At 60.1% G+C, this 21,486-nt stretch carries 26 protein-coding genes and 3 pseudogenes; 10 read left to right on the top strand and 19 right to left on the bottom strand.

Annotated elements, in window-relative coordinates; translation table 11 throughout:
- Nucleotides 1-15: 15 nt before the first annotated feature.
- The 5 genes and pseudogenes from ACA041_RS16875 to ACA041_RS16855 all read left to right on the top strand — a co-directional run bounded on the left by ACA041_RS16875 (nt 16) and on the right by ACA041_RS16855 (nt 4,561).
- The gene (locus ACA041_RS16875) at nt 16-1,788 is read left to right on the top strand and encodes an alpha/beta fold hydrolase (protein WP_497434186.1); all 1,773 of its coding nucleotides are present in this window, start codon (nt 16-18) and stop codon (nt 1,786-1,788) included.
- A 209-nt stretch (nt 1,789-1,997) separates the two neighbouring features.
- Nucleotides 1,998-2,282 (top strand): annotated as a pseudogene (locus ACA041_RS16870) (acyl-CoA dehydrogenase C-terminal domain-containing protein); the annotation flags it as partial.
- A 44-nt stretch (nt 2,283-2,326) separates the two neighbouring features.
- Nucleotides 2,327-2,842, top strand: a pseudogene (locus ACA041_RS16865) (NAD(P)H-dependent oxidoreductase).
- Between the two features lie 157 nt (nt 2,843-2,999).
- Nucleotides 3,000-4,253, top strand: a complete 1,254-nt coding sequence (locus ACA041_RS16860) for an MltF family protein (RefSeq protein WP_497434181.1) — start codon at nt 3,000-3,002, stop codon at nt 4,251-4,253.
- A complete protein-coding gene (locus tag ACA041_RS16855; RefSeq protein WP_497434179.1) occupies nt 4,154-4,561 on the top strand; it encodes a transglycosylase SLT domain-containing protein in 408 nt (135 codons plus the stop codon). The genes ACA041_RS16860 and ACA041_RS16855 overlap by 100 nt, the downstream gene beginning before the upstream one ends.
- Nucleotides 4,562-4,737: 176 nt before the next feature.
- Here ACA041_RS16855 and ACA041_RS16850 read toward each other — a convergent pair whose 3' ends face one another.
- The 12 genes and pseudogenes from ACA041_RS16850 to ACA041_RS16795 form a co-directional block, all read right to left on the bottom strand.
- Entirely contained in the window at nt 4,738-5,028 is a 291-nt protein-coding gene (locus tag ACA041_RS16850) for a hypothetical protein (RefSeq protein ID WP_497434177.1), read from the bottom strand.
- Between the two features lie 115 nt (nt 5,029-5,143).
- Nucleotides 5,144-5,449, bottom strand: a pseudogene (locus tag ACA041_RS16845) (hypothetical protein); the annotation flags it as partial.
- Between the two features lie 14 nt (nt 5,450-5,463).
- Nucleotides 5,464-5,673, bottom strand: coding sequence for a hypothetical protein (locus ACA041_RS16840; RefSeq protein ID WP_497434175.1), 210 nt, complete (start codon nt 5,671-5,673; stop codon nt 5,464-5,466).
- A 158-nt stretch (nt 5,674-5,831) separates the two neighbouring features.
- The gene (locus ACA041_RS16835; RefSeq protein ID WP_497434171.1) at nt 5,832-6,257 is read right to left on the bottom strand and encodes a hypothetical protein; all 426 of its coding nucleotides are present in this window, start codon (nt 6,255-6,257) and stop codon (nt 5,832-5,834) included.
- A 147-nt stretch (nt 6,258-6,404) separates the two neighbouring features.
- Entirely contained in the window at nt 6,405-6,689 is a 285-nt protein-coding gene (locus ACA041_RS16830) for a hypothetical protein (protein ID WP_497434166.1), read from the bottom strand.
- A gap of 314 nt (nt 6,690-7,003) precedes the next feature.
- A complete protein-coding gene (locus tag ACA041_RS16825) occupies nt 7,004-7,234 on the bottom strand; it encodes a hypothetical protein (protein WP_010460746.1) in 231 nt (76 codons plus the stop codon).
- 113 nt (nt 7,235-7,347) lie between these two features.
- On the bottom strand, nt 7,348-7,569 hold the full coding sequence (locus tag ACA041_RS16820; RefSeq protein WP_497442095.1) for a hypothetical protein: 222 nt from the start codon (nt 7,567-7,569) through the stop codon (nt 7,348-7,350).
- 125 nt (nt 7,570-7,694) lie between these two features.
- On the bottom strand, nt 7,695-8,732 hold the full coding sequence (locus ACA041_RS16815) for a DNA topoisomerase IB (RefSeq protein WP_497434161.1): 1,038 nt from the start codon (nt 8,730-8,732) through the stop codon (nt 7,695-7,697).
- Between the two features lie 89 nt (nt 8,733-8,821).
- Complete coding sequence (modC, locus tag ACA041_RS16810) at nt 8,822-9,901, bottom strand: molybdenum ABC transporter ATP-binding protein (RefSeq protein ID WP_497434158.1); 1,080 nt, start codon at nt 9,899-9,901, stop codon at nt 8,822-8,824.
- 3 nt (nt 9,902-9,904) lie between these two features.
- Nucleotides 9,905-10,585: a molybdate ABC transporter permease subunit gene (modB, locus tag ACA041_RS16805; protein ID WP_497434152.1), complete on the bottom strand. Its 681-nt coding sequence runs from the start codon at nt 10,583-10,585 to the stop codon at nt 9,905-9,907.
- A complete protein-coding gene (gene modA, locus ACA041_RS16800; protein WP_497434149.1) occupies nt 10,586-11,353 on the bottom strand; it encodes a molybdate ABC transporter substrate-binding protein in 768 nt (255 codons plus the stop codon).
- Between the two features lie 276 nt (nt 11,354-11,629).
- Nucleotides 11,630-12,694 carry an NAD(P)H-dependent flavin oxidoreductase gene (locus tag ACA041_RS16795; RefSeq protein ID WP_497434147.1) on the bottom strand — a complete coding sequence of 355 codons (1,065 nt, stop codon included), beginning with the start codon at nt 12,692-12,694 and terminating at the stop codon, nt 11,630-11,632.
- Nucleotides 12,695-12,878: 184 nt separating this feature from the next.
- On the opposite strand from ACA041_RS16795, the gene acuI reads away from it, so the two are divergent.
- The gene (gene acuI / locus ACA041_RS16790) at nt 12,879-13,862 is read left to right on the top strand and encodes an acrylyl-CoA reductase (NADPH) (RefSeq protein ID WP_497434143.1); all 984 of its coding nucleotides are present in this window, start codon (nt 12,879-12,881) and stop codon (nt 13,860-13,862) included.
- Between the two features lie 13 nt (nt 13,863-13,875).
- Here the strand turns inward: acuI and ada are convergent, their stop codons facing one another.
- The 4 genes from ada to ACA041_RS16770 form a co-directional block, all read right to left on the bottom strand.
- On the bottom strand, nt 13,876-14,940 hold the full coding sequence (gene ada, locus ACA041_RS16785; protein ID WP_497434140.1) for a bifunctional DNA-binding transcriptional regulator/O6-methylguanine-DNA methyltransferase Ada: 1,065 nt from the start codon (nt 14,938-14,940) through the stop codon (nt 13,876-13,878).
- 87 nt (nt 14,941-15,027) lie between these two features.
- Nucleotides 15,028-15,693 carry a DNA oxidative demethylase AlkB gene (alkB, locus tag ACA041_RS16780; RefSeq protein ID WP_497434138.1) on the bottom strand — a complete coding sequence of 222 codons (666 nt, stop codon included), beginning with the start codon at nt 15,691-15,693 and terminating at the stop codon, nt 15,028-15,030.
- Between the two features lie 106 nt (nt 15,694-15,799).
- A complete protein-coding gene (locus tag ACA041_RS16775) occupies nt 15,800-15,976 on the bottom strand; it encodes a hypothetical protein (RefSeq protein ID WP_497434133.1) in 177 nt (58 codons plus the stop codon).
- 29 nt (nt 15,977-16,005) lie between these two features.
- The gene (locus ACA041_RS16770) at nt 16,006-16,308 is read right to left on the bottom strand and encodes a DUF1883 domain-containing protein (RefSeq protein WP_008065357.1); all 303 of its coding nucleotides are present in this window, start codon (nt 16,306-16,308) and stop codon (nt 16,006-16,008) included.
- A gap of 211 nt (nt 16,309-16,519) precedes the next feature.
- Here ACA041_RS16770 and ACA041_RS16765 point away from each other — a divergent pair, with 211 nt between their 5' ends.
- Together ACA041_RS16765 and ACA041_RS16760 are read left to right on the top strand one after the other, a co-directional pair.
- Nucleotides 16,520-16,876, top strand: a complete 357-nt coding sequence (locus ACA041_RS16765; protein WP_497434129.1) for a hypothetical protein — start codon at nt 16,520-16,522, stop codon at nt 16,874-16,876.
- 51 nt (nt 16,877-16,927) lie between these two features.
- The gene (locus ACA041_RS16760) at nt 16,928-17,158 is read left to right on the top strand and encodes a hypothetical protein (RefSeq protein WP_497434126.1); all 231 of its coding nucleotides are present in this window, start codon (nt 16,928-16,930) and stop codon (nt 17,156-17,158) included.
- Between the two features lie 11 nt (nt 17,159-17,169).
- On the opposite strand, the gene ACA041_RS16755 is transcribed toward ACA041_RS16760, so the two are convergent.
- A complete protein-coding gene (locus ACA041_RS16755) occupies nt 17,170-17,451 on the bottom strand; it encodes a hypothetical protein (RefSeq protein WP_497434120.1) in 282 nt (93 codons plus the stop codon).
- 139 nt (nt 17,452-17,590) lie between these two features.
- Nucleotides 17,591-17,779: a hypothetical protein gene (locus tag ACA041_RS16750; protein WP_338919153.1), complete on the bottom strand. Its 189-nt coding sequence runs from the start codon at nt 17,777-17,779 to the stop codon at nt 17,591-17,593.
- A gap of 290 nt (nt 17,780-18,069) precedes the next feature.
- Here ACA041_RS16750 and galU point away from each other — a divergent pair, with 290 nt between their 5' ends.
- Both galU and gorA read left to right on the top strand, forming a co-directional pair.
- Complete coding sequence (gene galU, locus ACA041_RS16745) at nt 18,070-18,909, top strand: UTP--glucose-1-phosphate uridylyltransferase GalU (RefSeq protein ID WP_064678069.1); 840 nt, start codon at nt 18,070-18,072, stop codon at nt 18,907-18,909.
- A gap of 128 nt (nt 18,910-19,037) precedes the next feature.
- Entirely contained in the window at nt 19,038-20,396 is a 1,359-nt protein-coding gene (gene gorA, locus ACA041_RS16740; protein ID WP_497434116.1) for a glutathione-disulfide reductase, read from the top strand.
- Here gorA and ACA041_RS16735 read toward each other — a convergent pair.
- Complete coding sequence (locus ACA041_RS16735) at nt 20,393-21,415, bottom strand: DNA-binding protein (RefSeq protein WP_497434110.1); 1,023 nt, start codon at nt 21,413-21,415, stop codon at nt 20,393-20,395. The genes gorA and ACA041_RS16735 overlap by 4 nt on opposite strands.
- Between the last annotated feature and the right edge of the window lie 71 nt (nt 21,416-21,486).

Genomic DNA, 21,486 nt, shown 5'->3' with positions numbered 1-21,486 from the left:
AAAAAGAGAACCATCATGAATAAAAAACCTGGTATTACCCGAGCGTCGAGAGCGTCTGCCAAGCGTCGGAAAGGCCCGCCACAGGAATCGGTATTGCAGTCGCAGGAGCGGGGACTGACGGTCGAAACCATGAACCGGACGCTGGCTGTCACCCCTTTGCTCGGGGTGCGCCCGATCGATCTGCTCGGCGCTTGCGGTACCCTGCTCAAGGCGGTGGGCAAGACGCCGTTCAAGGCAGTACGGCATGTTGGCGGCTACCTCAAGGCGGTGGGCGATATCGTCGCCGGCACCTCCGATGTGGCGCCCGACCCCAGGGACAAACGTTTTGCCGATCCGGCCTGGCAATCCAATGCCCTGTTGCGCAGCCTGATGCAGAGCTACCTGGCCGGCAACGACGAGCTGGGCCGTTTTATCGAGGCGGCCAATCTCGACCCCCGGGACAAGGGCCGTGCCCGGTTCATTGCCGCGCTGCTGTTCGATGCGCTGGCACCGAGCAATCTGCTGCTGACCAACCCGGTAGCGCTGCGCAAGCTGGTCGATACCGGCGGCATGAGCTTCGTCAAAGGGATCGGGCAATTTTCCTCGGACCTGCGCCACAACCGCGGGATGCCGAAGCAGGTCGACAGCACGTCGTTCAAGGTGGGGGAAAATGTCGCCACCGCCAAGGGCGAAGTGGTGTTTCGCAACGAGATGTTCGAACTGCTGCAGTTCGCCCCGACCACGAAAAAGGTGCATGCCCGACCCTTGGTCATGTCACCGCCGCAAATCAACAAGTACTACGCCATCGACCTGTCGCCGGACAAGAGCCTGATCAAATGGATCCAGGACAGTGGCGTGCAACTGTTCGTCATCAGCTGGCGCAACCCGACCGGCAAGCACCGCGACTGGGGGTTGTCCGAGTATGCAGTGTGCCTTGACCAGGCGGTCGAGGCCGCGCGGGACATCACCGGCAGCGCGGACGTCAACATGTGGGGTTCCTGTTCCGGCGGCCTGACGCTCGCGGCCTATCTCGGCTGGCTGGCGGCGCACGGCGAAGGCGCCAAGGTGGCGAATACCAGCTGGGCGGTGTGCGTGCTCGACATGCCGGCGCTGTTCGACGATTCCGCCATCGGCCTGTTTGCCACTCCGGCGGTACTGCGCGCGGCGAAGGCCAGCTCCAAGTGCAAAGGGGTACTCAGCGGTCAGGACATTGCGCGCATGTTCGCCTGGATGCGGCCCAACGACCTGATCTGGAACTATTGGGTCAACAACTACTTGCTTGGCAACGAGCCGCCGGCGTTCGACATCCTTGCGTGGAACAACGACACCACGCGCCTGCCGGCAAAACTGCACGCCGACTACCTCGATCTGGCCCGGCACAATCCCTACTCCAACCCGGGGACGATGCAGATCGCCGGTGAGCCGATCGACATGAGCAAGGTCAAGGTCGGTGCCTATGTGATCGGCGGCACCACCGACCACATCACACCTTGGCAAGGCTGCTACGGCACTGCCCGACTGTTCGGCGAGGACAGCACCTTCGTCCTCTCCAACGCCGGCCATCTGCAGAGCCTGATCAATCCGCCGGGCAATCCGAAGTCGTATTTCTACACGGCCGCCGCGGCCGCCAGCGACGCCGAGAGCTGGTTGCACAACGCCGGCGAGCGGCACAGCGGCAGTTGGTGGCCGCACTGGCGGCAGTGGATCCAGCAACGCTCGGGTGCCAGCCGGCCTGCACCCCGGCAGCTCGGCTCAAGCCTGTATCCGCCCCTGTACGCCGCACCGGGACAATACGTATTGGAGCGCTGAGATTACCGGGGGCTTGACCAACGCCTGCGGGCTTGTCCCGCAAGGTCAAGGCGTAGCCTCCCGGTGTCCTTATGATGGCGCCAACAACAGACTCCAATATTGGGCGATGCCCCTCTACATCCGAGCGTTTCGATTATGGCTGACTACAAAGCTCCCCTGCGCGATATGCGCTTCGTTCTCAATGAAGTGTTCGAAGTCTCCAGTCTGTGGAGCCGACGGTCGAGCTGTTGGAGCGTGCCAAGGACGACCCGAATGAAGTGGGGGCGGCTTCGGTCGAATACCTGCATGTGTTTGGCTATACCGCCTATGCCTACATGTGGGCCCTGATGGCACGTACCGCGCTGTCCAAACAGGACCAGGAGGTTTTTTACCAGACCAAACTGGGTACTGCGCGCTTTTTCTTCGCGCGCCTGTTGCCGCGGATCTACTCGTTGACCGCTTCGGTCAAGGCCGGCAGCGAAAGCCTGTACCTGCTGGATGCCGATCAATTCTGATGCGCTTACCCGTGAATCGCTCCCCTGAATATCTAGGAAACACCATGAACGTTTTGATCGTGCATGCCCATCCCGAGCCGAAATCCTTCACCGCCGCGCTGCGTGACCAGGCCGTCGAGACCCTGCAAGCCCAAGGGCATGAGGTCAGGGTCTCCGACCTGTACGCGATGAACTGGAACCCGGTAGCCAGCGCCGGGGATTTGCTACGGCGGCAAGCGTTTCTACGACCAAGGCGGTCTACGCGGCAAGAGAGTGCTGGTAACGGTGACACTGGGCGGGCGTGAACACATGTTCGGCGAGGGCGCCATCCATGGTCCTCTGGAGGACATGCTGCGCCCGCTTCTGCGCGGAACCCTGGCCTATGTCGGTCTGGAGGTGCTACAGCCTTTTGTCGGCTGGCATGTGCCGTACATCAGTGCTGAAGCCCGGCAGCAATTCCTGGTCAGCTATGGCCAGCGGCTGGAGAACAACGTGGCCGATGAGCCGATCGAGTACCCACGTTTGGAGCTGATGATCGGCTTTATCCCCTCGACCCCATTCTCCCTGGGAGACAAATTTAAATCGAAAAAGCATGGTCGTTGTCGATCTATTGCGTTGTGACAGGTCAAGTCCGAACTAAGCTTTTCTATGTGCTTGCGGTCTTTGCATCCCACGGTTGATCCCAGGGGTGCAGCAGCTCAAAACACTCAGACGAAAACACCGTGTGGAGCACTGACCATGTTTGGCGCGCGCGATCTGCCAATACACCCTGTGGTTCGTTCTCCCGCACGCTTAGCGCTGATCATTCGCGCCGTTGCGGCGCTCGCGCTGGCTTTTTTCACCGCCGCTGGTTATGGCGCAGCCGAGGAAAAACCGTCCCCTCAGGCACCACAGCGTGAGCAACTCACCCTCTCGCTCGAAACCGCAATGAAACCCTGGACCGGCGACCTCGACGGGATGATCGATCGACAAGTCATTCGAGTGCTGACGGTTTACAGCAAGACTTTTTATTTTGTCGACAGAGGTGCCCAGCGCGGTACGACTTACGACTTTTTTCGGGTATTCGAGGAGGATCTGAACAAGAAACTGGCCAAGGATAACAAGCTCAAACACAAGGCTCTGAAAGTGCGGGTGGTGTTGATTCCGGTCGCACGGGATGAACTGCTGCCGGCACTGGCTGCCGGCAAAGGCGATATTGCGGCATCTAATCTGACCGTGACTGAGGAACGCAAGCACCAGGTCGATTTTTCGTTACCTGTCTATCGCAACGTCAGCGAAGTCGTGGTCTCCGGCCCCGACTCGCCCGCGGTGTCCAGCGTGGACGAATTGGCGGGGCAGGTGGTCTTCGTGCGCAAGTCCTCCAGTTATTACGAGAGCCTGACGGCCCTCAACCAGCGCTTTGCCAACGAGAACAAAGCGCCGGTCATCCTCAAGGAGGCACCGGAGGCCCTGGAGGACGAGGACCTGATCGAGATGCTGAACGCCGGCATGATTCCGCTGATCGTGGTGGACAAGCACAAAGCGGACTTCTGGAAGAAAGTGTTTCCCACTATCAGGGTGCATGAGGACATCGTCTTACGCTCCGGCGGCGACATTGCCTGGGCGATGCGCAAGGACAGCCCGCAGCTCAAGGCGGCTGCCGACGATTTCATTGCGCGCCACGGCCAGGGCACCGCCATCGGCAACATGATCCTGGCACGTTTTTTCAAGAACGATAAATATGTGAAAGCCGCCGTCTCCGAGTCGGAACGCAAGAAATTCAGCGCATTGGTGCAGCACTTCCAGCGGTACGGGGAGCAGTACGATGTGGACTGGATACTAATGGCCGCCCAGGGATACCAGGAATCCGACTGGATCAGGCCGCCAAGAGCAAGGTCGGCGCCATTGGCGTCATGCAGGTCATGCCCGCCACCGGCAAGGAACTGGGCGTGGGCAACATTGCTCAAGTCGAGCCGAACATCAACGCCGGCATCAAGTACATGCGCTGGATGATCGACCAATACTACGGCAAGGAGCCCATGACCAATCTGGACAAGGCTTTGTTCGCCTTTGCTTCTTACAATGCAGGGGCGGGCAAAATATCCAGACTGCGCAAGGAAGCCGCTACCCGTGGACTGGACCCGAACGTGTGGTTCCACAACGTCGAATACATTGCCGCCGAGAAGATCGGTGCGGAGACGGTGACCTACGTCAGTAATATCTATAAATACTACATCGCCTACCAACTGCTCATTGAAGCCCAAGCGGCAAAAGAAGAGGCTGCGCAGAAGCTCAAGGATCAGAGCGAGGCAGCGTTGTGACGGGGCAGCGTGGTCTGGACAGGATTTTTCAGAAAATACAGTGTGGGAGCGAGCCTGCTCGCGAAGGCGTACTGACAGTCGGCATCGATGTCGACTGATAGGCCGCCATCGCTGGCAAGCCGGCTCCTACAGGGTCCGGAGTGTGCACAAATCTCGAGTCAGACCACTAGCGACCACTAGCTGCCACCACTGCCTCCACTGCTGCTCCCGCCTCCGGCCTTATCGGCACCACCGGGTTTGGAACCGGCAGGCGTAGGGCCGCTATCCGTGGTGCCGCCATCGGCACCTTTGGGTAGCGAGGCGGCGTCCGGATCGGCATTTGTGCTTTTTGGCGCCGGTTCACGGGTCTGGCTGGCGTCATCGGTTGAAGTCGATCCTGTGGACGTGCTGTCTGCTGCAACCGCGTACAGCGATCCGGCACAGACAAGGCCTGCGAGCGTGAGCACTGCAATTTTATGCTTGATCATGGTGAATCTTCCTTGCATGTGGTTAACACAGCATTGGAAAAATCAGCGACGAAATCGTGCTGGTCAGCGGACGAGCGGTGGATGTCTGTCGTTCGCTGGAATGAAAAGGCAAGGTTCAATTACAAGCTGTTGCGAGGGCCTTCTCGGCACGCTTGAGTTCCTGTTTGACGTCGGCCGGGATTCGCTGCTCTTTGAGCCGTTGCTCGAGAAACAATTGATCGCCCCGGGACCTCACTTCGGCGTCCGATGCGGTTACCTGGGCTTCGACCGTGGCGGCGTGTGCGTTGATGACCGCCTCTACCTCTTGTTCATTTTTGGCCGTATCGAGCGCGAGAACCAACCTGCCGACCTCTGCTTTCTCGGCCTCGGCGTAGCCATCGACTGAAAGCCCTGCAGCTAGCGCTCGCGCTTGAATTTCCAGGGCTCTGTATCCCGTTAAGAATGACCTCCACCAGGCATCGGATAAGCTTTGCGTCGATCACTTCCTGAAGAATTGCCGACATCCAGTAGTCTTCTCTCTACCAGGACATTTTGCAGGGCCTGGCGGGCATCAGGATCCAGTTGATGCTCTCGCTGTTTGAGTTCGAGCAGGATCGGGCTGGACCAGGCGCGATAAGTTTTCTCGGCGGCGCGAACGGATGTCATCTATCTCTCCTTGATTGGACGCCTGTTAAAAAATGATCGATGCGCTAGGAATCCTAGTTGAGCAAACTAATTGTTGCCAACAAATTGACACGATAGCGCTACCGTTCCCGGCGGCAACGCTATAGCGCTAATAATCAAATAATATAACTCGCGTCTTTCTATTTCTGCTTCCAGTTGCCACCGCCGGTTTCGCAATCGACCTTGGATTGCCCAAGATTTTCAGCGCCATAGTAGTAGGTGATGATCTGCGCATCTTTCGGAATGTTCGGCGACTTGCTGTTCTTGTCCTTGCTGACCGACTGAGGGTTGGCCAAGGATTCAGGTGTCAGGGTACCCAGGCAAGTGGCCTGGTAATGGTCGCTACACTGCTCAACCTTTTTCTTGGTGCTGGTCAGCATTTCCTTGCTCTCGTTACTGCAGGACCAATCAATGGCGTCCACCGGCATGCCTTCGTACTCATAGCAGGTGTGGGATTCGATCACGGGTACGGAAGGGCTCTGGGACCGGATCAACACATCGCACCCCTGGGCCATCGTCAGGGTAGGGCTCAGGCAGGCAATCAGAAGCACAAGTCTACTGTTCATCAGGATTTCCTCTGCAGTAGCGCCCTGTCTACAAGGTCAGGGGCTTATCACTTTCGAGACTTGATGAACGGCCTTGTTCCGTGAAATTTTCTGGCTGGGCCTGGCGACCGGGCCGAATGAGCCCGACTCGGCCGCTTGGCTGGCCAATTAAACGAATGGTTGGCCGGTGAAACCACGAGGCAGGCGTTGCCGTCCGGCCATGGCAGTGAGTCGCTCGGTCCAGGCCGTGCGCCAGTCGTTGGTGGTGGGGGTGACTCTGGATTTGCGTGAGGCGCGGCGTGCAGCGTTGCGCTGGTCTTTGCGCGCGTCCTTGAACGCATCGGTGTTGCGACAACTTCTGCATTTCACGCGGTTGAGTTCGCGGGTCGAGGTGAGGTTGCTGCCTTTGTGGCCGCAGGCCAGATGCCCGCCGATCTTGAAGTGGGTGACCATCAGACGTCTCCTTCGTGACGTGTGATCGTTAGACCTCTCGTGACGGGTGACGTTCGTCGACCGGGTCGCGGGCAAAAAAAAGGCTCGCATGCGGGCGAGCCAAGGGGATGCTTCAAAAGGAGTGAGGGCACTGTAGAGGGGGAGTTGTGAAAGCAATGTGAAAGGACAGTGCAGGCAAAAAAATCCCGACATCAGGTCGGGTTGACGGGTGTTGTGCAAAGCGCTCAGGCAAGGACGCATCCGGTAACTGAAATGTTGCCGTTCATGCGTCCTGAATCAGGCCGTGCTCTGGAAATCCGAAGGTCCAGGTTCAATCATCTGAACCGCGGCAGAGGCGGGTCGACAGGTTTGAGCGAAGACAGCGTGTTGCGGATCAGTGGCGCGTCCTTCTCGATGTCATTGAGACGGTCACGAATTCGCAGAGCAGTCGGATGCCCGCCTTGATGATCGACCCAGTCGGCGATTTCCTTGCAGGCCGCAGCCAGGCGCGCCTGACGGGAGTCAAGCAGGGTGAGCAGGGTGGTGATGGACTCTTTTTCGGACATGACAAACACCTCCGTTGAAGAAACCTTGGCAGTGGCAGCAAAAAGCCCGCTGGGAGCGAGCTTTCTACCGATGGGCGCTGATCCTTCAGCTTTTCTCAGTATAGACCCGGACTTCAGCCCTGTCGGGCGGTGATCTGCGACCTGGCGTTCAGCTGCCGGCAGAGGCGTTGGGCCTCTTCTTCCAGATCGAAGCCGTCGCCGATGAAGCCGCGAGTACGCGTATCGCTAATGCGGTACCAGACGGCGGCGTCCGGGGGCGGGTGACTGGTTTCGCCGGTTCGGCGGCCATGAATGATGATCTTGTTGCATCGCTTCACAACGAAAATGTCTTCCATGGCGTCACCGCAGATGATCCGTGTCCAGAACAAGCATAGAAGCCATTTGCGATCATGCAAAAAATCAGTGGTCAGTTCGTCGGTTGCCTGAGCCAATGTCGACCGGATAATCGGTGCGGCGCCAGTCAGGGGTTTTCAGCTGCGGCGATCATCTTCTCGAGAAACATCGCCAGCCCGACTTCCTCGGGCCGCAGTCCCTTGCGTGTCCTCGGGCGCGGTAATTCGGCCAGGGCCCCCAGAAGAAACCCGTCGAGCACGGCCGGGTGGATGTAGCACTTACGGCAGACCGCCGGGGTATTACCCAGTTGCCGGGCAACATTCTTGACCATCTCGACCACATGGCGCTTGGCGTCCGACTCCGGTTCCCACTGCAGTTGGCGCAACACCGACAGCGCCAGGACACTGCCAGCCCAGGTGCGGTAATCCTTGGCGGTGAAGTCGGCGCCGGTGAGGGTTTGCAGGTAGGCGTTGACGTCGGAGGAGCTGATGCTGTGTCGCTCGCCGTTTTCATCCAGGTACTGAAACAGGTTCTGTCCGGGTATTTCCTGGCAACGCTTGATGATCCGCGCCAGGCGTCGGTCTTTCACGGTGATCTGATGTTCGACGCCGCTTTTGCCGCGGAACTGGAACAGGATCGCACTGCCATTGACCTCGACATGCCGGCTGCGCAGGGTGGTCAGGCCGTAGGAGCGATTGTCCCGCGCGTACTGGGTGTTGCCGACGCGGATCAAGGTTGCATCAAGCAGGGTGATGACCGTGGCCATGACCTTGTCGCGGCTGAAACCCGGCGCCGCCAGCAGGGTTTCAAGCCGGGTGCGCAGCTTGGGCAAGGCGCGGCCGAAGTCGCGCAGGCGCGAGTATTTGTCGGCATCGCGCACTTCCCGCCAGCGCACGTGATAACGGTATTGCTTGCGACCCCGCGCATCGCGACCGGTGGCTTGCAGATGGCCGCGCGGGTCGGCGCAGATCCACACATCGGTATAGGCCGGTGGCACGGCCAGGGCGTTGATGCGCTTGATCTCGTCCGGGTCGGTGATGCGCTGACCCGTCGGATCGAAGTAGCAGAACTTGCCACGCAGTTTCCGGCGGGTGATCCCGGGCAGGCTGTCATCGACGTAATGCAAGTCGGGCGGCAGCACGTCAGGCAATGCGGTATCGGGCATGGCGGTAGTCCTTGGCAACAAATCAGGGGCCGTTATTACCATTGACCGCACGCCGTTGCAGTGGTGCCGGCCAAGTTATTCCAGCCAGGTCAGGCCAGCACCGCGACCGCCTTGATCTGGGCCCAGAGTTGCTGGCCGGGGTGCACACCCAATTGGTCCCGGGAGTAGCGGGTGATGCGTGCCAGCAGCGGCGTGCCGGCGGCGTCCAGGCGGATCAGCACATGGGCCGCGTTATCGGCGCCCATGTCACTGATCACGGTGACCGGCAGGCGATTGAGGATGCTGCTCTGCTCGACGCTGTGCAGGCTCAGGCTGACATCCCGCGCCTGGACCTTGCAGCGCAGCGCCTGGCCGGTGTTCATTGGCGTGTGTGCCACGCGAATGTTCAGGGCGGTGCCTGGCAGCTGCAGGGTCAGCAGTTGATAGTCGGCGTCATAGGCACTGACATGCCCCTCGATCACCACGCCCGCGTCATCGCCCAGCGCCAGGGGCAGATCGAGCCGCGCCAGGGTCTCGCCGATCGGGCCGCTGGCCAGGGCCTTGCCGTCGCTGAGCAGAACGATGTGATCGGCCAGTCGTGCGACTTCGTCCTGGGAGTGGCTGACGTACAGCACCGGAATATCCAGTTCATCGTGCAGCCGTTGCAGGTAGGGCAGGATTTCGCCCTTGCGTCGGGCGTCCAGTGCCGCCAGCGGTTCGTCCATCAGCAACAGTTTCGGGCTGGTGAGCAGGGCGCGGGCGATGCCGATCCGCTGCCGTTCGCCGCCCGACAGGTTGTGCGGGTGACGATCGAGCAGGTGGCCGATCCCCAGCAGTTCGGTGGCGTGAGCCATGTCCACCCGGCGCAGGTGTTTAGCAATGCGCTTGAGGCCGAATTGCAGGTTCGCCAGCACCGAAAGGTGCGGGAACAGGCTCGCTTCTTGAAATACATAACCCAGTGCGCGTTGATGCGGGGCGACAAAAAGCTGCTTGTCGCTGTCCTGCCAGACTTCATCGTTGACCTGGATAAAACCCTGGTCGGCCCGTTCCAGGCCGGCAATGCAGCGCAGACAAGTGGTCTTGCCCGAGCCGGAGTGACCGTACAGGGCGGTGACGCCACGACCGGGCAATTGCACATCCACGTCCAGGGCGAACCCCGGATACTTCAGTTTCAGACGCATATCAATCATCGATCAGCTCCAGCCCGCTTTGGTTTTGCGGCTGGAGTACAGCGCCAGCAACACCGCAAACGAGAACACCAGCATCGCCCCGGCAAGCCAATGGGCCTGGGCGTATTCCATGGCCTCGACGTGGTCGTAGATCTGCACCGAGACCACCCGGGTCTTGTCGGGAATGTTGCCGCCGATCATCAGTACCACGCCGAACTCACCGACGGTGTGGGCGAAACCGAGAATGGCCGCGGTGACGAAACCCGGTCGGGCCAGGGGCAGGATCACGCTGAAAAAGGTATCCCAGGGATTGGCGCGCAGGGTCGCGGCCACTTCCAGTGGGCGGGTGCCGATGGCGGAAAAGGCGTTTTGCAGTGGCTGCACCACGAACGGCATCGAGTACAGCACCGAGCCGATCACCAACCCGGCAAAACTGAAGGTGAGGGTGCCCAGCCCCAGGGATTGGGTGAGTTGGCCGATGTATCCATTAGGGCCCAGCGCCAGCAGCAGGTAAAAGCCGATCACCGTGGGCGGCAATACCAGGGGCAGGGCGACGATCGCCCCCACCGGGCCGCGCCACCAGGATCGGGTGCGCGACAGCCATAGCGCAATCGGAGTGCCGATGATCAGCAGGATGACCGTGGTCAGCGACGCCAGTTTCAGGGTCAGCCAAATGGCGGAAAAGTCGGCACTCGATAGGCTCATTTAGAGTTGGTAACCGTAGGACTTGATGACGGCAGCGGCTTTCGGACCTTTGAGGTAGTCAACCAGTGCCTTGGCGGCCGGGTTGTCCTTGCCTTTGTTGAGGATCACCGCGTCCTGTTTGATCGGGTCGTGCATCTGGGCCGGAACGATCCAGGCCGAACCGCCGGTGACTTTGCCGTCTTTGTAGATCTGCGACAAGGCCACGAAGCCCAATTCGGCGTTGCCGGTGGAGACGAACTGATAGGCCTGGGTGATGTTCTGGCCTTCGACGATCCTGGCTTTGACCTTGTCGGTCAGGCCCAGTTTGGCCAGCACCTGGGTGGCGGCCAGGCCATAAGGCGCGGTCTTCGGATTGGCGATGGACAAATGCTGATACTGATTGTCGCTCAGCACGTTGCCCTTGGCATCGACGTAGCCTTCTTTAGCGGACCACAGCGCCAAGGTACCGATGGCGTAGGTGAAACGCGAGCCCTTGACCGTATCACCCTCGGTTTCAAGTTTTTGCGGGGTGGTGTCGTCCGCCGAGAGGAACACTTCGAACGGCGCGCCGTTTTTGATCTGGGTGTAAAACTGGCCGGTTGCACCAAAGGAAGTGAACAGTTTGTGCCCGGTGTCTTTCTCGAAATCGGCGGCGATGGCCTGGATCGGTACGCTGAAGTTGGCGGCGACGGCGACCTGGACTTCTTCGGCCTGGACAGAGCCGAAGGCGAATACGGCGATCAGGCTCGCCAGGCACGCAGGGGCAAGACGTGAGGCACGAATGGTCATGAAACGGCTCCGTGTTGGGCAAGTACAGCGAGAGGTAATCGCTATATAGCGGAATATATAGCGAATTGCCTGCAAACGGAACGCTATAGGCGCGCTGGAGTGATTGACCGGGGAGCTTGCTGTGGCTAGCAAGCTTTTGTGGCGAGGGAGCTTGCTCCCGCTCGTCTGCGAAGCGGCCCCAAAGGCTTTGCGGCCGCTGCGCGACCCAGCGGGAGCAAGCTCCCTCGCCACAGAGGCCCCCTTGCCTCAGGTTTTTTGCCAGTAATAGAGTTGCTTCTAGCGCCGCATCAATTTCGCCAACCCTTCATCCGCCAGCTTGCGGGTCAACTCTGCCGTGGTCAGTTCAACCCCCAGGGTAAACGCCTGGCCGGCCCACAGGTTGCTGAAGTCCGCTTCGCCCTTGGCTCGCAACGGCATCAACGCCCCCCCCGCCAGCGGGAAGGCCGGTGCTTTATCGCTCATGGGGCCGAGCTCGCGCATCACCCGGTTGAGAATGCCCCTTGCCGGGCGCCCGGTGAAAAGGTTGGTGAGGGCGGTCTCGCTCGCCCTGGCCGTGCGCAGGGCCTTGTGGTGAGAGGCGCTGACCTTGGCCTCCGGCGTGAACAGATACGCTGTGCCCACTTGCACCGCCGAAGCCCCCAGCACGAATGCCGCTGCGACACCCCGCGCGTCGCATATGCCGCCCGCGGCAATGACCGGTACCTTCACCGCATCGACGATCTGCGGTACCAGGGCGAAGAGGCCGACCTGGCTGCTGAGGTCGTCGCTGAGGAACATCCCGCGATGCCCGCCGGCTTCGTAACCCATGGCGATGATCGCGTCACAGCCATGCTGCTCGAGCCAGATGGCTTCTTCGACGGTGGTGGCAGATGACAGCACTTTGGCCCCGGTCGCTTTCACTCGATCCATCAAGGATTTTTCCGGCAGCCCGAAGTGAAAACTCACGACCTCGGGACGCAGCTCTTCAACCACTTCGCAGGCCGCGTTATCGAACGGCGCGCGGTTGGACACCGGTGTCGGTGCGTCGAAGTCGACCCCCAGTTCGCGGTAATAGGGCTCCAGCAGGTTTTTCCAGTCCCGGGCACGTTGCTCATCGGCTGCCGGAGCTTGATGGCAGAAAAAATTGACGTTGATCGGTCGTTGGCAGTGCTGGCGAATCGTCTTCAGTTCTTCGCGCAACTGCTCGGTGCTCAACATGGCTGCGGGCATCGAGCCCAGGCCGCCGGCGTTGCTCGCCGCGATCACCATGGCCGAGGTCGTGGCCCCGGCCATGGGCGCCTGGATGATCGGCAGTTCGATCCCGAGCAGATCCAGGATGCGGTTATCTGGCCATTGGCTCATTGCATGATTCTCCGACGTAATTACAGGGCAGGGACGGTAGAACAGGTTTTGTATCAGCATCGACCGGGACAAGACCAGTCGAGTCTATGACATCACACGGATTGGCTTAAAGTCGGGTTCGGCGCAAAGTTGCTTTATGTTATTTCAGTTCCACGACAACTGATTGATCCCAGAGGAGACAGCCATGTTCCAAGGCATTTTGATCGACAAGGACGACAGCGGTTACCGGGCCACATTGCAAGAGATCGAAGACGATCAACTGCCCGAGGGCGATGTGACGGTACGGGTGACGTACAGCACGCTGAATTTCAAGGATGGCCTGGCGATCACCGGCAACAGCCCGGTGGTGCGAAAATTCCCGATGGTGCCGGGGATCGATCTGGCGGGGACTGTCGAAGTCAGCGAGCATCCGGACTACAAGGTCGGTGATCAGGTCCTGCTCAATGGCTGGGGCGTGGGTGAAGTGCATTGGGGCGGGTTGGCGCAGAAGGCACGCCTGAAGGGCGACTGGTTGATCCCGCTACCCCGGGCGTTCACCGCCGCCCAGGCGATGGCCATCGGCACTGCGGGGTATACGGCGATGCTGAGCATTCTGGCGCTGGAACACAACGGCGTGACCCCGGAGCAGGGCGACGTGTTGGTCACCGGGGCCAATGGTGGTGTCGGCAGCTTTGCCATCGCCCTGTTGAGCAAGCTCGGCTACCGGGTGGTCGCGTCCACGGGTCGCACCGCCGAGCACGACTACCTGAAAAAACTCGGTGCCAGCGAAATCATCGACCGTGCAACGCTGTCCGAACCGGGCAAACCCCTGGGCAAAGAGCGTTGGGCGGCGGTCATCGATTCGGTCGGCAGCCACACCCTGGCCAATGCCTGCGCGAGCACCCGGTCCAACGGTACCGTGGCCGCCTGCGGTCTGGCGCAAGGCATGGACTTTCCGGCCTCGGTCGCTCCCTTCATTCTGCGTGGCGTGACCCTGGCAGGGATCAACAGCGTGACCCAGCCCAAAGCCAGACGGATCCTGGCCTGGGATCGCTTGGCCAAGGATCTGGATTTCGCCTTGCTGCCGCTGATCAGCCAGGAGATCGGCTTGAGCGAAGCCATCGAGGCCGCCCCGCGCTTGCTCGCCGGGCAACTGCGCGGGCGGGTGGTGGTGGATGTGAATCGCTGAAGAAGCGAAAGCTCTATGGGTGTTCACGCTCCAGCAACTGCCGCTTGCGTTCCACGCCCCAACGATACCCCGAAAGATTGCCATCGCTGCGTACCACGCGGTGGCACGGGATCGCCACTGCCAGGCTGTTTGCGCCGCAGGCTTGAGCCACGGCGCGCACGGCTTTCGGTGCGCCGATGCGTTGGGCGATCTCGGCGTAACTGGCGGTGCTGCCGGCCGGAATCTCCCGCAACGCTTGCCACACCCGCTCCTGAAACGCCGTGCCGCGCACGTCCAGGGGCAAGTCCAGGCCGATGGCCGGGGCTTCGATAAAACCGACGACTTTGGCGATCAACTGCTCGAACTCGCGATCGGCACCTATCAGGTTGGCCCGCCGGAACTTTTCCTGCAGGTCGCAGACCAGTTGCTGCGGATCATCCCCGAGCAGGATCGCGCACACCCCGCGTGCACTTTGCGCCACCAGGATCGCGCCCAGGGAACACTGGCCGACGGCAAAACGAATGTCGTTGTTCTGACCGGCTGCGCGGTAATCGCCGGGTTTCATGCCCAGCAGCTGATCCGCCGCCTCGTAAAAACGACTGTTGGAGTTGAAGCCGGCGTCATACAGCGCGTCGGTCACCGTACCGCCATCGGCCAGACGCTCACGGACCTTGCGTGAGCGATGCGCCGTGGCATAGCCCTTGGGTGTCAGCCCGGTCACGGCCTTGAACACCCGATGGAAATGAAAGCTGCTCAGGCCCGCCGCCAGTGCCAGTTCGCTCAGCGCGGGCAGGTTCTCGGCGGTTTCGATCTGGCGGCAAGCGGCGGCCACGGTCACGGCATGTTGCGCGGCAACGTCGCTCTGATCCCTGGTCGCCCGTTTGCTCGGACGATAACCCGCCGCCTCGGCTTGCTCGGCGGTGTCGAAGAATTCGACATTCTGCGGTTTCGGCAACCGCGCCAGACTGCTGGGACGGCAATAGATGCCGGTGGTTTTCACCGCATAGACAAATTGCCCGTCGGCGCGCGGATCACGCGCGACCACGGCGGCCCAGCGTGGGTCGTGCTCGGTTACGATTTTTGGTGAGTGGCTTGTCATGGCGTCATGTCCGTTGGCCTGTTTGAGCCAGATTAAGCAGCTGGCGGGGTAGCTGCACTCCGGGTCTTGCGGTCGAATTCGAGATCGTTATCTGGCGGTACGGAAGGTGAAATTGATGCGCTGTTCACCCAGGCGCGGGTGCTGGCCGTCCTTGATCGGCAACACCCCGTGATAACGCAGGCGATCGACGCCGCCCCAGACCACGATATCGCCATGCAACAACGGCACTCGCTGGCTTTTGTCGCTGCGCTCGAAGCCGCCGAACAGGAACATCGCCGGCAGCCCCAGCGACACGGAAACGATGGGCGCTGCGAAGCAGGCTTCGTCCTTGTCCTGATGCAGTGACATCTTCGCACCGGGGACATAACGGTTGATCAGACAGGCATCAGGCACAAAATCGGCAAACCCCGTTTCCCGCGCTGCCGCCTGGGCCAGTTCGAAAAACACCTCGGGCATCGCTGGCCAGGGTTGACCGGTGAGTGGGTCCTGGCGGGTGTAGCGGTAGCCGCTGCGGTCGGTGGTCCAGCCCCAGGTGCCGCAACTGCTCATGGCCGCCGACATGGTGAAGCCGCCCGGCGTGACCATCTGCCGCAACGGCGCCGCGGCCAGCACCTTGTCCAGGGCGGGCAGCAAGCGATCGAGCCAGGGCAGGGCAAAGCCCCTCAGGACGAAGGATTGTTCGCCAATCTGTTCGCGCCGGGGCTGCTGCTCGGGTTCGGCGTCGGCAAACAGGTCGAAAGTGATCGGGGACATGTTCTGACTTCTTAACTCGAGGTTGAGGTGGCCAGTCTATGGAACGCTGCCTGGGCGAACACTCCGGCGCTTGCGGTCGAACTCCAGGTGCGCGCTCCGGATCCCGTTACAGTGCTTTGCTGACACTTATTTCACTGATGATGACGTCGCTCTGGCCATGAATGGCATCGAGCGCAACCTTGGCTTCTTCTTCAGTGCCGTTTTCGAGCTGGGCAAATTCGAAGCGGCGCTCGCCGTTGAGTTTGTATTTGATGACGTACTTGGTCGTTTGAGCCACGGTCATACCTGCTTGTCTGCGTGTGGGCGCGCTACTCAGCTCAGTTTCGAGCTGGAGCGGCGGATGATCTTGATCGAATGAGTCAGGGTCGGTTTGCGGGTCACGCTGATCGGCCGGCGGTTGACCGTGTCGATGGTGATGTTCCAGAAACCGGTGCTCGGTGCAGTAATACGCGCCGGGAAGGTGTCGAACGCACCCCCGTGGTAAGTGTGACGGCCGCCATTCTTGAAGCTGCGGAAATTGGCGTCGTTCATCAAGCGGATGTTGCAGGTTTGCGAGCATTGGATGACGACGATGTCGTCTTCGTTGAGGTGCTCGCGCTGGTGGATAAATTTCATGGGCGCCTCCAGAAGGGCTTTTTCTACAAAATCAAAACGATAGCATGGGCGATTGACGCAGTTTATCAGCCCGAACAGGTTATTATCCGGTCGTCGGGGTGCGCTTTGACAATTAAAAACAGTTATTCGCGATTCCATGCGCGATAAACGCAACGAGCTTCGGAGAAAAACGGCTTTTATGCTGTCGGAGGCTCTTTATCGGAGATTTAGTATGAAATGGGGTATATGGATCCTGCCGTTGGTCTTGGCGATGAATGGTTGTGCGAGTGTCTCGGACATCAATCAAACGCTGCCTACCATGAGCGTGATTTCCGGCAAGAAGCCCCATGAGTACGCGCAGTGCCTGACCGAGAAGCTGGCCAGCAGCCGTGGCGCCCTGCAGATCGAACCGCAGAAGGATGGCGTGCGGGTTATCGTGCCGCAGAAGTTTTCCTCGGGCCCGGCTGCGGTGTTCGTTATCGAAGACCGCTCCAGTGGCAGCAGCATCAAGCTGCACGAGCGCATCTCCAACGTGCCATTGCGCCCCCAGGATGTACGCGATGCCGCTACGGCGTGCATTTCCGGCTGATAGGCGGGAGCGAGCTCGCTCCTACAGTCATTGTCATTACCGGAGTCGAGCATGAAGCGAGAACAGGCACGGGCGTGCCATGCAGAGGGTCACATCTCTGCCACCCACGTGATCCAGAACCCGGCGAACCCGGGGGAATGGATCGTGTTTTTCAAGAAGAGCGCCGGGCGCAGCTATTTCCTGGTGGATGACAACGATGAAGTCGAATCCTTCAGCGGTCTCGATGACCTGATCGAGACCGTGCGTGGCCTGGGCATCAAGTTCGCCGAGATTCACATGTAGGGCAGGACGCCCTACTTGCAGACCACCACCACGCTGCGGTTCTTGTAGTTGCCGACGTCCACGCCCAGGGTCTTTTCGCTTTCCTTGGGCGACGGTGTGCCGTCCGTACCGACGATGCGGTAGCCGGTCCCGGCGCAGGAGGCATCAGCTTTTTCGTAGCAGGTAGCCCAGGAATTGGCTTCCCCGGAACAGTCGATGGTCAGGCCTTGTTCTCCGTTGTGCAGGTAAGTCGTTTCCGACGTGGCGCAGCCGGTAAGGGCCAGAAGCGCGATCATTGGCAAAAATCTATTCATGTGTTGTGGTCGTCGTCAGAATGATGGGGCTAAGCCTGTGACAGCGCTGGTTGCAAAAGGTTATAGCGATTGGCCACTTCTGTGCGGGCAATCACAAAAAAGCCCTGCGTAAAGCAGGGCTGCGTGCGACAGAGGCTGATCAGCTCTTGTCTTTGCCGCGGCGTTTGGGGGCTGCAGGCTGGTCTTGCAACACCGATGCCACTTCAATCGCCAACGCTTCGCTGGGGAAGGGGCCGGCGATATTCTCGCCGCCGACGCTGTCGACCCACCACTGGCCGTCTTTTGCCTGGTTGATCAGGTACCCGTTGACGCTTTTTGCTACCGACATCTATCTGCCTCGTTGGCTGGTTCAATCGCGCAATGATAGCGCCAAATGCACCCAACGGGTGCCGATGGGCGTATGGTGGTGCGGTTCCTGTCCGGTTGATAGACGTGCAGGTCTGCCAGTCTCTGCTATTTATAGAAGGCAGCGGAAGATCTGCAGTACTAAATTCGGAACTATCCGCGAGAATATTTCTCTATGATGGCATCGGTTAGCCAGCGCCGGGCATTGTAAGGTGCCCGCCGCCTGATTAGACTGCGCCGAAACTCGAACACACAGCCCTTTCAAGGACTTATATGATCAAGAAATGCTTGTTCCCAGCAGCCGGTTACGGCACTCGCTTCCTCCCAGCGACCAAAGCCATGCCCAAGGAAATGCTGCCGGTGGTAAACAAGCCACTGATCCAGTACGGCGTTGAAGAAGCACTGGACGCTGGGCTGACCGAAATTTCCATCGTCACCGGTCGCGGCAAACGCGCCCTTGAAGACCACTTCGACATCAGCTACGAGCTGGAAAACCAGATCAAGGGCACCGACAAGGAAAAGTACCTGGTCGGCATCCGCAAGCTGCTCGACAACTGCTCGTTCTCCTACACGCGCCAGACCGAAATGAAAGGCCTGGGCCATGCGATCCTGACCGGCCGCCCACTGATCGGCGACGAACCGTTCGCCGTGGTCCTGGCGGATGACTTGTGCGTCAACCTCGACGGCGACGGCGTACTGACCCAGATGGTCAAGCTGTACAAACAGTTCCGCTGCTCGATCGTCGCCATCCAGGAAGTCGACCCGCAGGAAACCCACAAGTACGGTGTGATCGCCGGTGAAATGATCCGCGACGATATCTACCGCGTGCACAGCATGGTCGAGAAGCCGAAGCCGGAAGATGCGCCGTCGAACCTGGCGATCATCGGTCGCTACATCCTGACCCCGGACATTTTCGACCTGATCGAACAGACCGAACCAGGCAAAGGCGGCGAAATCCAGATCACCGACGCCCTGATGAAGCAGGCGCAAAACGGCTGCGTGATGGCCTACAAGTTCAAGGGCAAGCGTTTCGACTGCGGCGGCGCCGAAGGCTACATCGACGCGACCAACTTCTGCTTCGAGAACTTCTACAAGACTGGCAAGGCTTACTGATAGCCTGACCCGCTTGTATCGAAAAGCCACCTTCGGGTGGCTTTTTGTTTTTCCGGCCCCATATCGTGTGCAGCGCTTGCCCAACGGACGTCTGCAGGTATGCTGGTGGCCTGCCGAGGAGATAGACAATGGCCTACGATTTTGACCTTTATGTGATTGGCGCCGGTTCCGGCGGTGTGCGGGCTGCGCGGTTTGCGGCCGGTTTTGGCGCGAAAGTGGCCGTGGCCGAGAGCCGTTACCTGGGGGGCACCTGTGTGAACGTCGGCTGCGTGCCGAAGAAGTTGCTGGTTTATGGCGCGCACTTCGCCGAAGACTTCGAACAGTCTTCCGGTTTCGGCTGGACTCCGGGCGAGGCGAAGTTCGACTGGGCGACGCTGATCGCCAACAAGGATCGCGAGATCAATCGCCTCAATGGCATCTACCGCAACCTGCTGGTCAACAGCGGCGTGACCTTGCATGAAGGCCACGCGAAGATCGTCGATCCGCATACGGTCGAAATCAATGGCGAGCGCCATACGGCTGAAAACATCTTGATCGCTACCGGCGGCTGGCCGCAGATCCCGGAGATTCCGGGTCACGAGCATGCGATCAGTTCCAACCAGGCGTTTTTCCTCAAAGAGCTGCCAAAGCGCGTGCTGGTGGTGGGTGGTGGTTATATCGCCGTCGAGTTCGCCGGAATCTTCCACGGCCTGGGCGCCGACACCACCTTGCTGTATCGCGGTGAACTGTTCCTGCGCGGTTTCGACGGAGCGGTGCGCAAGCACTTGCAGGAAGAGCTGACCAAGCGCGGCATGGATCTGCAATTCAATGCCGACATCGAGCGCATCGACAAGCAGGCCGATGGCAGTCTGAAAGTCACCCTCAAGGACGGTCGCGAGCTGGAGGCCGATTGCGTGTTTTATGCCACTGGCCGGCGTCCGATGCTGGACAACCTCGGGCTGGAAAACACCGGGGTCAAACTGGACAAGAAAGGGTTCGTCGAAGTCGACGAGCTGTATCAGACGGCCGAGCCGTCGATCCTGGCCCTTGGCGATGTGATCGGTCGGGTTCAGCTGACGCCGGTCGCGCTGGCCGAAGGCATGGCGGTGGCGCGGCGCTTGTTCAAGCCTGAGCAGTATCGTCCGGTGGATTACAAGATGATCCCGACGGCGGTGTTCAGCCTGCCGAACATCGGCACGGTCGGTTTGACCGAGGAAGAGGCCCGGGAGGCCGGGCACGATGTGGTGATTTTCGAAAGCCGTTTCCGGCCGATGAAGCTGACCCTGACCGACTGCCAGGAGCGCACGCTGATGAAACTGGTGGTGGACGGCAAGACCGACAAGGTGCTGGGTTGCCACATGGTCGGCCCCGACGCCGGTGAAATCGTCCAGGGCCTGGCGATTGCCTTGAAGGCCGGCGCCATCAAGCGAGACTTCGACGAAACCATCGGCGTGCATCCGACGGCCGCCGAAGAGTTCGTCACCTTGCGCGCCCCGGTCGCGGGTTAATCCTTCTTCTGCTCTTGCACTGCCTCTGCCTCTGGCGCTGTCGCAACGACAGCCGCCAGGCGCAGCTGCTGCAGGGTCGCCTGGGTCTGCGTCAATTCGACTTCCAGTGATTTATTCGCCTGCGCATGCTCCTCGACGCTCTGTTTAAGCGACTGGCTTTCCAGCAGGGCAGTGCGCAGGCGTTCCTGGAGGAGGGTACGCTCGTTGTCGATGCGGTTGGCCTGTTCCAGTAACTGGTCCTGCCGATGGTGGGTTTGCTTGAGCTGTTCCTGCAGCAGGCTCAATTCGCGCAACGTGCCACGGTTCTCGGTCAGCAAACGCTCGTTGTCGCGGTGCAGCTGGGTGATTTCATCCTGGCGCACCAGGGCGCTCTGCTGGGCCTGGCGCAATTCCATCTGAATCTGCTGCACCTGGCTTTCATGGCGGCTTTGATCCTGTTCGCGCTGTTCTTTGACGGCGTTGCGGTAGTGCTCCAGAGCGTCGCGGGTGTGCAGGTGTTTCTCTTCAAGGGAGCGGATCTGCTCGTCCTTGTCTTGCAAGCGTAAATCGAAATCGGCCAATGCCTGGTTCAGTCCGGCGTTACGGGTTTGCTCGGTCTGCAGCAGGGCGCGGGTGTTTTCCAGGGCTTCGGATTCCTGGGTGAATGCCAGGCTTTGAATTTCGTATTGCTGCTGCAGTTGGGTGTTGGCTTGCCGGGCTTCGGTCAACTGAGTTTCAAGCTCTGTCCGTTGTTGCTCGAACTGCGCGCGTGCCTGGTCGATGGGTTCCTGCGCCTGTTCCTTGAGGCGCTGCGCCAGGCGTGAGACCAGTGCTGCGAGCTCGTCGTCGATGGGTTCGGCAGAGGGCGCGGCCGGTTCAACGCCATCGTCCAGCTCTTTCAGATAGCGGTGGATGGTGGTTTTCGAGCCGGTATTGCCCATCTCGATCCGCACCGCGTCGATGCTGGGGTTTTCGCCGCGGGCGAGGAGTGCCAGACGGGCCGTTTGAACCACTGCTTTGTTGATGCCGCCACGGGCCATGTGCTCTCCTACGATTTCGTAATGTGGTATGTACTACTTAATTACACATTGTACCACGCTATTTGAAAACA

Source organism: Pseudomonas sp. LBUM1676 (genome assembly GCF_059695605.1).
Note: the sequence above shows the minus strand (reverse complement) of the source record. Positions and strands in the feature narration are given on the sequence as shown.

Excerpts from the sequence above, each read along its gene's own strand:
- ACA041_RS16875 (WP_497434186.1), top strand. The coding sequence starts at position 16 with ATGAATAAAAAACCTGGTATTACCCGAGCGTCGAGAGCGTCTGCCAAG.
- ACA041_RS16860 (WP_497434181.1), top strand. The coding sequence starts at position 3,000 with ATGTTTGGCGCGCGCGATCTGCCAATACACCCTGTGGTTCGTTCTCCC.
- ACA041_RS16855 (WP_497434179.1), top strand. The coding sequence starts at position 4,154 with ATGCAGGTCATGCCCGCCACCGGCAAGGAACTGGGCGTGGGCAACATT.
- ACA041_RS16850 (WP_497434177.1), bottom strand. The coding sequence starts at position 5,028 with ATGATCAAGCATAAAATTGCAGTGCTCACGCTCGCAGGCCTTGTCTGT.
- ACA041_RS16840 (WP_497434175.1), bottom strand. The coding sequence starts at position 5,673 with ATGACATCCGTTCGCGCCGCCGAGAAAACTTATCGCGCCTGGTCCAGC.
- ACA041_RS16835 (WP_497434171.1), bottom strand. The coding sequence starts at position 6,257 with ATGAACAGTAGACTTGTGCTTCTGATTGCCTGCCTGAGCCCTACCCTG.
- ACA041_RS16830 (WP_497434166.1), bottom strand. The coding sequence starts at position 6,689 with ATGGTCACCCACTTCAAGATCGGCGGGCATCTGGCCTGCGGCCACAAA.
- ACA041_RS16825 (WP_010460746.1), bottom strand. The coding sequence starts at position 7,234 with ATGTCCGAAAAAGAGTCCATCACCACCCTGCTCACCCTGCTTGACTCC.
- ACA041_RS16820 (WP_497442095.1), bottom strand. The coding sequence starts at position 7,569 with ATGGAAGACATTTTCGTTGTGAAGCGATGCAACAAGATCATCATTCAT.
- ACA041_RS16815 (WP_497434161.1), bottom strand. The coding sequence starts at position 8,732 with ATGCCCGATACCGCATTGCCTGACGTGCTGCCGCCCGACTTGCATTAC.
- modC (WP_497434158.1), bottom strand. The coding sequence starts at position 9,901 with ATGATTGATATGCGTCTGAAACTGAAGTATCCGGGGTTCGCCCTGGAC.
- modB (WP_497434152.1), bottom strand. The coding sequence starts at position 10,585 with ATGAGCCTATCGAGTGCCGACTTTTCCGCCATTTGGCTGACCCTGAAA.
- modA (WP_497434149.1), bottom strand. The coding sequence starts at position 11,353 with ATGACCATTCGTGCCTCACGTCTTGCCCCTGCGTGCCTGGCGAGCCTG.
- ACA041_RS16795 (WP_497434147.1), bottom strand. The coding sequence starts at position 12,694 with ATGAGCCAATGGCCAGATAACCGCATCCTGGATCTGCTCGGGATCGAA.
- acuI (WP_497434143.1), top strand. The coding sequence starts at position 12,879 with ATGTTCCAAGGCATTTTGATCGACAAGGACGACAGCGGTTACCGGGCC.
- ada (WP_497434140.1), bottom strand. The coding sequence starts at position 14,940 with ATGACAAGCCACTCACCAAAAATCGTAACCGAGCACGACCCACGCTGG.
- alkB (WP_497434138.1), bottom strand. The coding sequence starts at position 15,693 with ATGTCCCCGATCACTTTCGACCTGTTTGCCGACGCCGAACCCGAGCAG.
- ACA041_RS16775 (WP_497434133.1), bottom strand. The coding sequence starts at position 15,976 with ATGACCGTGGCTCAAACGACCAAGTACGTCATCAAATACAAACTCAAC.
- ACA041_RS16770 (WP_008065357.1), bottom strand. The coding sequence starts at position 16,308 with ATGAAATTTATCCACCAGCGCGAGCACCTCAACGAAGACGACATCGTC.
- ACA041_RS16765 (WP_497434129.1), top strand. The coding sequence starts at position 16,520 with ATGAAATGGGGTATATGGATCCTGCCGTTGGTCTTGGCGATGAATGGT.
- ACA041_RS16760 (WP_497434126.1), top strand. The coding sequence starts at position 16,928 with ATGAAGCGAGAACAGGCACGGGCGTGCCATGCAGAGGGTCACATCTCT.
- ACA041_RS16755 (WP_497434120.1), bottom strand. The coding sequence starts at position 17,451 with ATGAATAGATTTTTGCCAATGATCGCGCTTCTGGCCCTTACCGGCTGC.
- ACA041_RS16750 (WP_338919153.1), bottom strand. The coding sequence starts at position 17,779 with ATGTCGGTAGCAAAAAGCGTCAACGGGTACCTGATCAACCAGGCAAAA.
- galU (WP_064678069.1), top strand. The coding sequence starts at position 18,070 with ATGATCAAGAAATGCTTGTTCCCAGCAGCCGGTTACGGCACTCGCTTC.
- gorA (WP_497434116.1), top strand. The coding sequence starts at position 19,038 with ATGGCCTACGATTTTGACCTTTATGTGATTGGCGCCGGTTCCGGCGGT.
- ACA041_RS16735 (WP_497434110.1), bottom strand. The coding sequence starts at position 21,415 with ATGGCCCGTGGCGGCATCAACAAAGCAGTGGTTCAAACGGCCCGTCTG.